We start from the raw sequence: 12,737 nt of genomic DNA, 5'->3' as shown, positions 1-12,737 counted from the left end.
TAACTTTTACCAATAACTACCTATAGGGAAAGATTGGTTTTTTGGCGATTCGATAAATCCTATGGTTTCCTATCCACAGTTCTAGCTTTGTGGGCGATTTGGTTCACTTGATAACGAATTATTGCGATAGCTTGCCATTAACTAATTTTCAGCGATAATCTAAAGTCAGAGTCTATCGGGAGATAAGATCATGAACCTTCGTCTAGTTCTATTTTCAGGCCTAGTAACGGCTTTAGTTGGTGCTGGTATCGGTTATGGCATTAGCCGCATTGAACGCAATCCCAGCCAAGTCAACTATAGAAATCCCTATAACTATCAAATCATCTATAGACGTTATTTTGCCGGTGCCGGGGCAGCCCTGGGCTTCTGTGTGGGTGCGGGTTTACAAATGGTCAAAGAACTCAAAGAAGCCAGAGATAGAGAAATGGGCATCCTAGATGATGGGTCAGAATTCTAGTCTTTTGGGGCTAATTCCTCAAGAATGATGAATTGAACGTGATTAATCGCTAAATCGCCGATGGGAACTTGGGTTTTTAACACCGGTTGTCCTTCACTGAGCATTCGTTCAAAGGGGATATCTTTGGCAATTTCCGTGTGATACCAAGCTAAACCCATAAAGAAACGATTGGGATAGGGACCGCCTTCAAAAATATCATCGGGATTGGACTCCATGGGAACCCAACCGATAGAGGGAAGATAAAATTCCATCCAGACGTGATTGTAATCTGGTTCGAGGGGTAAATTACGTTCGAGGGGATGGGGTGGGCATTTATAACGTCCTACCGTGCGACAAGCAATACCATTGAGACGACACAAAGCCAATAATAAACCCACATATTCCCCACAGGAACCGACTCCGCGCCGCAGGGCAATATCAGGGGTGTCGATGTTGGGTTTGATACCGTAGGAAAGCTGATCATAGACGTAATTACGAATACTATAAACTTTTCGGAGCAGATTGGTTTCCCGACCGGTCGCTTCTTCGGCAGCATTGAGGATAATTTCTGTACTCATGGCCAGATCATCATTATCGATCAAATAGCGATCGGGAAAATCGGCGGGTAAGGTGGGTAAATCTTCGCAATCTTGGGGGGTAATTTGGTATTTAATACCCCATACTTCTAATACGACTTTCCAACCAAAAATATGACGTTGTTTGCCGGTTATTTGCTCGAACTTAAATACTGCTACCCGCTGCCCGTCCTGAATTTCTTCAATAAAAGGCAATCCCACCGCTTCGACGCTGCGAATTTTTTGCCGCGGTGTTTCTAAGGGTAAAGCGATGCGCCATTCCACATTTTTGAGTTCGATATTATAGAGGGGTTCTAATTCCTCGACGTAGGATAATTCAATCAGATAACCGTTAGAAAGGGTGTATTTTTTAGCGGGATCGTAGTGAAAATATAGAGGATGGACAAAAGTACGCGGACGATAACTAAGTTCGTGAACTTGTTCAGAATTGGGATTATCGCGGATACAGGGTTCTTGGAAAGCATAGGCCACATATAATATATCCTTGCCACTGTTAGCATCGCGATAAAATGCTAATCCCGTCGGCGATTCAAAAGGAGTTATCATGCTAAAAAGCTGTTCTCCCGTGGCGCGATCAAGACAGTAAACCGTTTGTTCTAGGGTATCCGTTAACCAAAGTTCTTCCCCGCGAATGGTGATATTTTCGATGCCGATACCAGGCGCGTATAAACGAGTAATTTCCTGTCCCGATTGGCGATCAAATATAAAGATTTGTCCAGAACGTTGACAAGTGACATAAATTGTGTTACCAGTTACGGCGACTCCGTTAGCGGTGTAGGGAAGACGGGTAAAAAATTTCGGGGTAAAATCTTCGAGAGTGCAGCAGTAGAGATTTTCGCGAGTAGTAAACCAGAGGTTATTTTGATCATCGATTGCCAATCCCGTCGTCCCGACGAATTCCTGCCAGCGATGGGAATTAAGTACGCTTGTATGACCAGTATCGAGGGCAATTTGGTATAAATAGCCGTTTTTTGCGTCGATAGCGATTAATTTGTCATCTTGAAATACAATTCCGTGCAGAGCCGTGGCGCTAATCGGACGAATCGTTTGACGATGGGAGGGAAGACTGGCAGGATCGAAAATCATAGGAGGAAACGAAAAGGGAGAGCGTTTTTAGGTGAATAAAACAGCAATTCTCCCCACGATAGCAAATTTTCTCGCCCTTGAATGCTCGTAATGAACTGCAATCCCGAAAAAAATGTCAAGAATTGTCACCTATAGTCCCTCTCATACCCTTGTACCTACCTACGAGTGTTTCAATCGTTGCAGTTATTGTAATTTTCGCAGGGATTTAGGCACTGATGGCTGGTTAAGTTTGGAAAAAGCCAAAGAGATTTTAACTGCTTTGCAGGGTTCGGAAATTACGGAAATTTTAATTCTTAGCGGCGAAGTTCATCCTTTAGCAGCCAATCGAGAGTTATGGTTTCGGCATATTTATAATTTGGGAGAATTGGCTTTAAATATGGGTTTTTATCCCCATACCAATGCGGGGATTTTAACTTTTGCTGAGATGGAAAACCTGAAAAATGTCAATCTATCTATGGGCATAATGTTAGAACAAATGACGGTGACTTTATTAGATACTGTCCATCGTCATGCCCCCAGTAAAGTGCCATCCCTGCGTTTAGAACAGTTACAATGGGCGGGAGAATTAGGAATTCCTTTTACCACGGGTTTATTATTAGGAATTGGTGAAACAGAATACGATCGCTTAGTGACCCTAGAAACTATTGCCACTATTCATCAACGTTGGGGACATATTCAAGAAGTGATCCTACAACCCTACAATCCGGGTAAAAGAGAACAGTGGCAAAATAATCCTTTTGATCTGCAAAAATTACCCGATCTGGTTAGACAAGCTAGGGAAATTTTGCCCCCAGATATTGTCATTCAAATTCCCCCGAATTTAGTACCCGATCCTCTTTTTCTTTTGGATTGTTTAGCGGCAGGAGCGCGGGATTTAGGCGGTATTGGCATTATCGATGAAGTTAATCCCGATTACCTCCATTTACACCCCAATAAATTAAAGGAATTTTTAGCAGTTTATGGCTGGGAATTAAAGGCGCGTCTGCCGGTTTATCAGTAATCAGTAATCAGTAATCAGGGAAAAGATAGCACTGTTAATGCCATTTAACACGCCTTACTTAATACCGCATAATTGATTATTATTCATTCTTAATTCTCCTGACGACCGACGACCGACTCCTAACCCTAACAACAATTTTTGATTTTTACCAGAGGTCTTATGATTCCCTCAAGCGAGCGCTACTGGCTCAAAAATGCCCATATTCCCGTTTCCCTCCTAGAAAATGAGGGTTTTTCTCCCCAAACCGCCGAGGGATTAACCTTAGTTAATCTGGAAATTAATGACGGTAACATTAATCGCATCACCTCAACCATCCCCCCCGAAGATAATATTCCCGTTATTGACCTCAAAAAAAAGATTGTTTTTCCTTGCTTTGTCGATATGCACACCCATCTCGATAAAGGTCATAGTTGGCATCGTTGTCCTAACCATGATGGCACTTTTGACAGTGCCTTAAAAATGGCCCTAGAGGATTCCCGACGGGAGTGGCGCTTAGAGGATGTGTATCGTCGCATGGAATTCGGCGTTAAATGCAGTTATGCCCACGGAACCGCCGCTATTCGCACCCATATCGACTCTTTTGGTCAACAGGCACAGATTAGCTTAACTGCTTTGGCAGAATTGCAACGACAATGGGCCGGTAAAATCACCCTGCAAGCGGTTTCTCTAGTTTCCCTTGACTACTATCAAACCTCCGAGGGAGCGGCCTTAGCCGATAAAATTGCCGAATTTGGGGGCATATTAGGGGGAGTAGCCTACACAAATCCCGATTTACAGGCACAAATTGATATTACCTTCAAATTAGCCCAAGAAAGGGGTTTAAATCTCGATTTTCATCTGGATGAAAACGGCGATTCCGATTCTACCTGTTTAGCAGCGATCGCGCGTACTGCTATCAAAGAGCAATTTGACGGACAAATCATCTGTGGTCACTGTTGCAGTTTAGCGGTACAATCGCCTGAAATAATCCAAGAAACCCTAAATTTAGTCAAAAATGCGGGCATTGCTATCGTTAGCTTGCCGATGTGCAATCTCTACCTACAGGATCGTCAAGAGGAAAAAACCCCTTTTTGGCGCGGGACAACTAAGATAAAAGAGATGAAAAAAGCGGGAATTCCGGTTGCTTTTGCCAGCGATAACTGTCGCGATCCCTTTTATGGTTTTGGGGATCACGATGGTTTAGAAGTCTTTACCCAAGCGGTGCGGATTGCCCATCTCGACACACCCTACGCTGACTGGGTAAATAGTGTCACCCTCACCCCAGCAAATCTGCTCGGATTGCCCCATTTAGGGCGCATTAAGACGGGTCTAGAGGCAAATTTGTTAATTTTCAAGGCTCGCTACTTTAGCGAGCTATTATCGCGACCACAGTGGGATCGCCTTGTGATTCGGCGCGGGTTGAGCATCGATACTACTCTCCCCGATTACCAAGAGTTAGATGATTTAGTTCTAGGAATTGAGCAACTCCTCTAGGGGTTTAACAAAAACTACCGATTCTAGGTTGATAGCACCGTAAATATGGGGAAAGGTCTCTCTTTCTAGCTCTAGAGTGGCATTTTCTGGGTTAGGATGTTGGGGCTGCTCCCATTTAACCGGGGACTGCAATTGTTCGAGAGAAATGGCTAAAACCAGCAAATCTGGCTGATTTTGATAAAAAGCGGCCACAACTTTCGGAATTTGTTCTAAGGTGGAGCAATGGATAAATCCCTCATTTTTTAGGGAATACGCCCGATATTCCCCCATTTCACGAGCTATTTGCCAACCTCTTTCTGTAGTGATGTGATAGATCATCGGTTCGCCTCCTACTGTCACTTTATCCCTAATTTTAGGATATAGCCTGAAGCTGTCAGCGGCCCTCAATTCTCTTAAACTAGGGGTCAGGGAATAAAGACAAGAAATTTGTCCGACCACTGACCAGAAAAAAATGGCCGATAACGGCCTCAAAATCTCTTGATAGTCTCTTTTTACCTGATATTAACCTTTTCCCCTTAAAATGAGCTTACCGAGGCAATAACTGCAAAAATCTATGCTAGATAAAATATTTACTCCCAATCCCTACGCTGAAAAACCCGCGCCGCTGCGTCCTCGCAAGGGGGTAATTATCGGTGTTGGTCAGGTGGGGATGGCCTGCGCTTACTCGATGTTAATTCAAGACTGTTTTGATGAATTAATTCTGCAAGATATCGCCACGGATAAAGTCGAAGGGGAAGTGATGGATTTAAGGCACGGAATGCCTTTTATTGAACCCACAGACTTGAAAATGGGAACCGTGGCCGATGTGGGACAAAATGCCGATGTGGTGATTATTACTGCCGGGGCCGCCCAAAAAGAGGGAGAAACCAGATTACATCTCCTTGAGCGAAATGTGGCGATTTTTCGCCGTATTCTGGAGGATGTGGCTGTTTACTGCCCCAGTGCTTTGATTTTGGTGGTGAGTAATCCTGTCGATATCATGACCTATGTTACCTTGAAAATAACCCATTTTCCGCCTTCTAGGGTGATTGGTTCGGGTACGGTGCTAGATTCTGGCCGTTTACGCTCTCTTTTATCCACCCAACTCCATGTAGATGCGCGTAACGTCCACGCTTATATTATCGGTGAACACGGGGATAGTGAGCTTGCTGTCTGGAGTTCGGCCAATATCGGAGGAGCAAGGTTACTAGAAGGAGATTGGCAGGATTTAAGCGCAACCGACCAAGAAAGCTTAACAGAAATTTTTCTTCAGGTTAAAAACGCCGCCTATGAAATTATCAAACGCAAGGGTTATACTAGCTATGCGATCGGTTTAGCTACCACGGATATCGTTAAAGCGATTTTACGTTCCCAAGAAAGAATTCTGACTATTAGCACTCTCCTCGATGGTCAATACGGTCTCAAAGATGTGTGTTTAAGTATTCCCTCGGTGGTTAACGAGAAAGGAGTGATTAAAACTCTGAATCTTGCTCTCAGTCCCAGAGAAACCCAACAGTTACATAATTCGGCCAAAATTATGCGCGATTTAATCGATCAACTCAAAATTTAACTTAGGGTTGGCTGAATAAATCTAAAAACATTGTTGGCTAAGATTTTTAGATTTTTTTGCCCTGAAAAAGTGCCGAACATAAGAGCGATCAAAGGCAAAATTTTGGCACTTTTTCCCCGAAAATTAGGTAATTGTGGGGTGGACTGAAGCAATTAGTGCTAGACTTCCCGAAAAGTCTATTTTATTTCAGCTTGTTGTTAGGAATCTACTTAAAAGAGGTTGTTTAATCTGGCTAATACGCTTTTGGTTATGATACGCGGAAAAGTTCCGGCGATGGTGCTAAAATGGGGGGATATGCCGAAAGTTGACCCATATCGTTACTCTCAGGAGTGTTATACAGTCGGCAGAATTGTGCAAAAAGTATATTGAGATACAGAAATGCTAGGAGAATTAGTTGAAATTGTAACCAAATTATTTGAAGTCAGCGATCGCTTGAAGCAATCTGAGGATGAAGATCGAAAACGGGTTATAAAGTATTTTGAGCAAGTAGGGGATTGCCTTCTGGGTATTGAACAGGAACTTAGAAATGGCAACCCCTATCATGGCAGGTGGGGCGAACTTCAGGAATATGCTAGAAATTTTCCCAAAAGCATTAGTAAATCTATAGGTGAAGATAAAGAAAAAGAGCTATCCTTGCTATTAGAAGCAATTGTAAATAATACTCCTGAAGACGATAGCGATATTAAAACAATTGCAACTACTGGTGGCAGATTTAAAGCACTTGCAGTCAATATTGCTACAGAAAATGGAGAAGCTCCACCACCGGTTAAACAACCGAAACAACCTATACCTGTAAGCCGTAGAACTGTTGTGTATGCAGCTATCGGAACGGCTACAGCCATTGCGACTGGGACGGCTGGTTGGTTTGCTCGTCAATATCAACCATCTGTTCGATGGAAGATGGTTAGCTTTTTAGGAGAAAGCACAAAGAACAAAGTAATTCTTTTTGACGCTCCATTAATGATTAGTGAACGTATTAAAGCAATAACCAACGGTCAATTTATTATCGAAGTTGATAAAACTGGAAACATACTAACAGAGGAAATATTACAAAAAGTAAGTGCGGGAGACGATATTCAATGCGGATTTAGTGGAATTTATTATGAACAAGAAAAATATAGACCCCTCTACTTTGGTTGTGCTGTTCCTTTCGGGTTGAGTCCTCAAGAACAAACTGCTTGGCTCTCATATAAAAAAGATCCTAACGACCAGCTAACTTATATACAAAGTCTTTACAGAGAAATAGGTTTGAATGTAATTCCTTTTCCAGCAGGAGCGACAGGGGGACAGATGGGAGGTTGGTTTAAGAAAGAGATTAATACAGTTGCAGACTTCAATGGGTTAACTATGCGTATTCCTGGATTGGGAGCAGATGTATTATCAGATTATTTCGGTATCAAGACAGATAAAAAGATTTTTGGAAAAGCACTCTCAATAGGAGAAATATCTACCGAGCTTGAAAAAGGCACTATACAAGCTGCTGAATGGATTGGACCGCACGATGACTTTCAGTTAAATTTGCATAAAGCAGGAGCTAAATACTACTACTATCCTGGATGGTGGGAACCAAGCACAACTTTTGATGTGCAAGTCAACAAAGATGCTTGGGAAAATTTGCCCCCAGAGTATCAAAGAATATTTGAGGCTGTTTGCCATGAAACCTACACAAAGATATTATCCGAATATGATCGAAGAAACGCTCGGACGCTTGGAGATATAAGGAAGTTAGAAAGTTCAGGAAATATCAAAATCCTACCATTTCCCGATGAGGTTCTACAGGTAGCTCAAGCTAACACAGAGGAACTTCTTAAACTGTATGATGCGAATCCGCAGTTTAAGGAAGTACATGATGAGTGGGAAGGATTTAAAACACAAATGAGAAGTTGGGATGATTTATCCGACTTAACTAAAATAATGTCTCGTTTAAATCAACCCATAAATATGGTAGTGCAGTAGGTGGTTTAATTAGTAGTGTGGTTGGTCTGGTTTTTGGTCTTTCGGATAATGTAAATTCACAGTCTTGAATGCTGCTTGACCTTGATTGGGTAAGCGATAATTGAGGATATCTCCTTTAGCGATCGCCGCTCTGGTAGTACGCCGCTTTGGTAGAGTGTGTTAATGAAATGTAACGCACCTCTTTTTTTCTCTAGCCGTAGCACCATGTTCATTCATTGAAGCAAGTTATTGTAAGCTAACGGGGTTTTTTGATTTTTGAAAAGGCGATCGTTAGTTACCGTCCTGACTTAAAAAATAGCCAACTGCACCTTGAAGCTGTTCCATCCCTTGTTGCAGTTGGTCAATACGAGCCTTAGATTCCTCCATTTGTTGAGCAGTAGCTTCCACAAACCGATCAATACGCCGATTCGTTGCCTCACTGATTTCTGCTAATCTGTCAATATTGCTTTCTATTCGCTCTATTCGCTGCTGACTTGCCTCTAGACTGGCTTCAATACGGTCTAACCGAGAACTTTGCCACCACATTTAGTTAACACCTTGAAAATAAGCGATTATTGTCCTCAGTTTAGCAAATCTTTAGACAAATTAATCTCTTTTCATAGGGCGATCGCTTGAGGCGAAACTGCGATCGCTGGTTGCTTAGTTAATGAAATGTAACGCACATATTTTTTCTCCAGTCAAACTATTTTTGACTAATCTCGAATGCTAAGTCGTATCTGTAAAAACAGACATCAAAGGCAAGAAAGAAGTTCATCTGTCCTAGTATTAGCGGCGCATATTTATCTTGTGTCCAAGCAAAGGCTAAATCTACGGTGGGGAATTGCTCAACAGTAGCTTTAACAACCAATGCACGAGCTTCAAATCTAGCTAAATTACCTCCTAATGGCAGAGATAGCCTTTGATTTTCCCAGACTGCACCTAAAGCTAAACCCATTTCATAGGGCAACACATTAACACTAGAGCCAGTATCCAAGAGACCCGAAACATTCAAGGATTGACTTTGATAAGTTAATGTCAATGGTAAATAAGGAAGCGCACTTAATGCACCAAGACTAGGATCTACCTCAGTGAAAGCAAATCTTACCTTATTAGCCATGAGTCAATTCTTGTTTCTCTTTTAATGCTTGAGCAAGAATGGCGGCAGCCTCAAAAGAGTCATGTAAACCTTGTCTAGGGAGATCATCTTCAATAGACATCGGTACAATACCAGAATCCTTGAGCAACTCGGCTACAAGAAAGTTAAGTAATAAGAGCTTATCGGAGTAAGACAATTGCTTTAGCAGGGGCGCAAATTGAGTAGTTGTCAGCATGGATTCAAGAAAGTTACGGATTTTGACTTTCTGCACTTTGTCTGAGTATAACACCACCTTTGCGCTAATCCCTGCCCCAAAAGCAGGCTAACTTTGCTGTTAGACAGAAATCCCAGAAATGTTCAATCTAATCTTTATAGTTCTTCGGTTTGTGTTAGGCCATGGACGGGGTTATAAAGGGCGATTTTTGTCAATCAATTAAGTCTCTGGCCAGATGAGGATTTATTGCGATCGCATTTCCTCTATTGCGATGCCGAAGGCACTGCGTAGCAGTACGCCGCTCTGGTAGTTAATGAAATCTAACACACCTCTTTTTTCTCTAGTCAAACTATTTTTGACTAATCTCAAATGCTAAGTCGTATCTGGCTCTCCCAGGTTTGGTGGGTAAAATGTATTCTAAGATACATTCCTCCTAGCGAGGGGGTGGAACGAACCACAAAGACACAAAGGACACAAAGATCGATCGATCATATAGTAAGTTAAACTTATCACACAGAACCTAGAAGAACCCGTATCTGTAAAAACAGACATCAAAGGCAAGAAAAAAGTTCATCTGTCCTAACGTTTGCAGAAAAGGTTTTTATACCATTTCTCTAAATGAAAACTACACATCGAATTTAAATCCCCCTTTAAGTTCCCCTTTTTAAGGGGGATTTAGGGGGATTAAACTTCTGTAGTCAGACTTTGGAGAATTGGTATTGTAAAGTATAAGATGATAAAACTCCCAATCGAACTTTCAAAACCCACTCTCCACTCCCCACTCCCCGATACTTTTTAAACAGCATTTAAGACCATCACCATCCCTAAATATTTGCTCCGATTTTTTATAGTAAAGTTATACTATTAAGGAAGCAAAGACGAAATTCTAGGGTTAAGCAATGGTTAGACAACTCGACGACAGCCCGAAAACCACAATCGTCTATCCCGATAGCGATGGTAAACCGATGGCCGACAATACAAGACAATTTCGCTGGATTACGACGATTAAAGCGAATTTAGACTGGTTATTTGCCAATGATGCCGATGTTTTTGTCGCCGGTGATTTACTCTGGTATCCCGTGGAGGGAGATAATAAGACTCGACAAGCACCCGATGTGATGGTAGCTTTCGGCAGACCAAAAGGCGAAAGAGGTTCCTATCAACAGTGGAAAGAGAACAATATCCCCCCACAAGTGGTTTTTGAAATTCTCTCTCCGGGTAATACCCAAACGGAAATGACCAGAAAACTACTGTTTTATGACCGTTATGGTGTGGAAGAATACTACATTTATAATCCCGATAAAAATGATTTGGGTGGCTGTATTCGTCGGGAAAATCGGCTCGAAAGTCTGGAAAATCTCGATAATTGGGTCAGTCCTCGCTTGGGCATTCGTTTTCAATTAGCCCAACCAGAGTTACTCTTGTATTATCCCGATGGTCAACCTTTCACCAGTTACAACCAAGAACGACAACGGGCCGAAGCGGAACGACAACGGGCTGAAGCGGAACGGCAACGGGCCGAAACGGAAAGTCAACGGGCCGAAGCGGAACGGCAACGGGCCGAACGATTGGCGGCAAAACTGCGGGAGTTAAATATTAATCCCGAAGAAACTTAAAAAAATTATCGCTACAATGAAAGTAGATAAATATCAAGTCCACTAGCTAGAGTCGGAACGGTAAGCCCAGAAAAAATGCGCTAGGGCAGGGCTGACTAAATCGACGAAGCAATCGCTAAATAGGATTAATTTCCGTCCAATTCTCCCCAATCCTGAACAGGAGAGGCAGAACCGAAGAATTTCTATAAAATTTCGGTAAGGGTGGAAAGATCAAGTAAGTTAGCGTTAGGGCTTAATCTTCGCCACGGAAAGGTAGAACTATGACAGTTTGTGAATATCGTCCAGGTTTAGAAGGAATTCCCGCCGCCCAGTCCAGTATCAGCTTTGTGGATGGGCAAAAGGGAATCTTGGAGTATCGGGGCATTCGGATTGAGGAACTCGCCGAAAAAAGTACCTTCCTCGAAACCGCCTATCTCCTTATCTGGGGTGCTCTGCCCACGGGGGCGGAACTGGAAGAATTTGCCGATGAAATCCGTTATCATCGACGCATCAAGTACCGTATCGAAGACATGATGAAATGCTTCCCCGAAAAAGGCCATCCCATGGATGCGCTACAAACTTCGGCGGCGGCTTTGGGTTTATACTATGCCAGGCGCGCCCTGGATAATCCCGAATATATCCGTCAGGCAGTGGTGCGGTTATTAGCGAAAATCCCCACCATGGTGGCGGCGTTTCAATTGATTCGCAAAGGTAATCACCCCATTCAGCCCAACGATAGTCTTGATTATGCGGCCAATTTCCTCTATATGTTGACGGAAAAAAGACCGACGGATTTAGCGGCGAAAGTTTTCGATGTCTGTTTGACTCTCCACGCCGAACATACCATGAATGCCTCGACTTTTTCGGCTATGGTGACGGCCTCCACTTTAACCGACCCCTACGGTGTCATCGCTTCAGCAGTGGGAACTCTCGCCGGCCCCCTCCACGGTGGGGCAAACGAGGAAGTATTGTTAATGTTAGAGGAAATCGGTTCGGTGGCTAATGTTCGTCCCTATGTGGAAAAATGTATCGCCAACAAACAAAAAGTTATGGGTTTTGGACACCGGGTATATAAAGTTAAGGATCCCCGGGCGACGATTTTACAAAACCTTGCCGAACAATTATTCGCGGAATTAGGTTCCGATGAATACTACGATATCGCCCTAGAATTAGAACAAGCAGTGGTGGATATCTACGGCGAAAAAGGTATCTATGCTAATGTGGATTTCTATTCGGGATTGGTCTATCGGAAATTAGGCATCCCCAGTGATTTATTTACCCCGATTTTTGCCATCTCCCGGGTGGCCGGTTGGTTGGCCCACTGGAAAGAACAATTAAATGCTAACCGCATTTTCCGTCCTACCCAAATCTACACCGGACAACACGAAGTCCCCTATACACCGATCGAACAACGTTCTTAGATTTTATCTCCCATTCTTGAATGGAAACACGGTTTCTCGCCTTTGTCAATCTTTCCTAGGCGAGATTTTTTGTCTCATTTCCTGTTATATTGATGGGACAAGGAAACAGTCCATCGGCTTTCAGCTTGGTCAGTTTCGGTGTATATAGGGTCTGCTGAAAAAGTTTTTCGGTGGGGGCAGGGTGTGGGGTGTGGGGTGTGGGGTGTGGGGTTTTACCGGTTTTGAGGTGGCCAATTACCTAATTTTTAGGGAAAAAGTCCAGGGATTTTCCCCCTGATCACTCCCATACCTGGTACTTTTTGATTGACAAAAAGTCTAAAAGTCTTACCCAACAAG

General features: G+C 43.0%; 12 protein-coding genes. 7 read left to right on the top strand and 5 right to left on the bottom strand.

The genetic code is table 11. The features are described 5' to 3' along the window. The first annotated feature begins 190 nt into the window (after nucleotides 1-190). The gene (locus IM507_RS17540) at nucleotides 191-457 is read left to right on the top strand and encodes a hypothetical protein (protein WP_002736422.1); all 267 of its coding nucleotides are present in this window, start codon (nucleotides 191-193) and stop codon (nucleotides 455-457) included. Here IM507_RS17540 and IM507_RS17535 read toward each other — a convergent pair. Next, nucleotides 454-2,118 (bottom strand): transglutaminase domain-containing protein, encoded by a 1,665-nt coding sequence (locus IM507_RS17535; RefSeq protein WP_002737025.1) that lies wholly within the window; start codon nucleotides 2,116-2,118, stop codon nucleotides 454-456. The genes IM507_RS17540 and IM507_RS17535 overlap by 4 nt on opposite strands. Nucleotides 2,119-2,230: 112 nt before the next feature. Between IM507_RS17535 and cofG the strand changes: the two genes are divergently transcribed. Then, entirely contained in the window at nucleotides 2,231-3,118 is an 888-nt protein-coding gene (gene cofG / locus IM507_RS17530; protein ID WP_123230409.1) for a 7,8-didemethyl-8-hydroxy-5-deazariboflavin synthase subunit CofG, read from the top strand. A gap of 159 nt (nucleotides 3,119-3,277) precedes the next feature. Further along, a complete protein-coding gene (locus IM507_RS17525; RefSeq protein ID WP_287637412.1) occupies nucleotides 3,278-4,591 on the top strand; it encodes a cytosine deaminase in 1,314 nt (437 codons plus the stop codon). Here IM507_RS17525 and IM507_RS17520 read toward each other — a convergent pair. Then, entirely contained in the window at nucleotides 4,568-4,909 is a 342-nt protein-coding gene (locus tag IM507_RS17520) for a DUF952 domain-containing protein (protein WP_287637411.1), read from the bottom strand. The two genes, IM507_RS17525 and IM507_RS17520, sit on opposite strands and share 24 nt — an antisense overlap. Before the next feature lie 235 nt (nucleotides 4,910-5,144). Here IM507_RS17520 and IM507_RS17515 point away from each other — a divergent pair, with 235 nt between their 5' ends. Continuing rightward, nucleotides 5,145-6,140 carry an L-lactate dehydrogenase gene (locus IM507_RS17515; protein ID WP_287637410.1) on the top strand — a complete coding sequence of 332 codons (996 nt, stop codon included), beginning with the start codon at nucleotides 5,145-5,147 and terminating at the stop codon, nucleotides 6,138-6,140. 378 nt (nucleotides 6,141-6,518) lie between these two features. Next, nucleotides 6,519-8,096: a TRAP transporter substrate-binding protein gene (locus IM507_RS17510; RefSeq protein ID WP_002737884.1), complete on the top strand. Its 1,578-nt coding sequence runs from the start codon at nucleotides 6,519-6,521 to the stop codon at nucleotides 8,094-8,096. A 270-nt stretch (nucleotides 8,097-8,366) separates the two neighbouring features. Here the strand turns inward: IM507_RS17510 and IM507_RS17505 are convergent, their stop codons facing one another. From IM507_RS17505 to IM507_RS17495, 3 genes are all read right to left on the bottom strand, one after another. After that, nucleotides 8,367-8,621 (bottom strand): hypothetical protein, encoded by a 255-nt coding sequence (locus tag IM507_RS17505; protein WP_123230405.1) that lies wholly within the window; start codon nucleotides 8,619-8,621, stop codon nucleotides 8,367-8,369. 157 nt (nucleotides 8,622-8,778) lie between these two features. Continuing rightward, nucleotides 8,779-9,192 carry a pepsin/retropepsin-like aspartic protease family protein gene (locus IM507_RS17500; RefSeq protein ID WP_002771473.1) on the bottom strand — a complete coding sequence of 138 codons (414 nt, stop codon included), beginning with the start codon at nucleotides 9,190-9,192 and terminating at the stop codon, nucleotides 8,779-8,781. Beyond that, nucleotides 9,185-9,406 carry a hypothetical protein gene (locus IM507_RS17495; protein WP_002755098.1) on the bottom strand — a complete coding sequence of 74 codons (222 nt, stop codon included), beginning with the start codon at nucleotides 9,404-9,406 and terminating at the stop codon, nucleotides 9,185-9,187. The genes IM507_RS17500 and IM507_RS17495 overlap by 8 nt, the downstream gene beginning before the upstream one ends. Nucleotides 9,407-10,284: 878 nt before the next feature. Here IM507_RS17495 and IM507_RS17490 point away from each other — a divergent pair. Both IM507_RS17490 and IM507_RS17485 read left to right on the top strand, forming a co-directional pair. After that, the gene (locus IM507_RS17490) at nucleotides 10,285-11,001 is read left to right on the top strand and encodes a Uma2 family endonuclease (RefSeq protein WP_002737017.1); all 717 of its coding nucleotides are present in this window, start codon (nucleotides 10,285-10,287) and stop codon (nucleotides 10,999-11,001) included. Between the two features lie 260 nt (nucleotides 11,002-11,261). Continuing rightward, nucleotides 11,262-12,401 carry a citrate synthase gene (locus IM507_RS17485; protein WP_123230404.1) on the top strand — a complete coding sequence of 380 codons (1,140 nt, stop codon included), beginning with the start codon at nucleotides 11,262-11,264 and terminating at the stop codon, nucleotides 12,399-12,401. Nucleotides 12,402-12,737: the final 336 nt, after the last annotated feature.

This window comes from Microcystis sp. M20BS1 (genome assembly GCF_020245305.1).
GTDB lineage: Bacteria > Cyanobacteriota > Cyanobacteriia > Cyanobacteriales > Microcystaceae > Microcystis > Microcystis ichthyoblabe_A.
The sequence above is the reverse complement of the archived record's forward strand: the minus strand, read 5'-3'. Positions and strand labels throughout refer to the sequence as shown.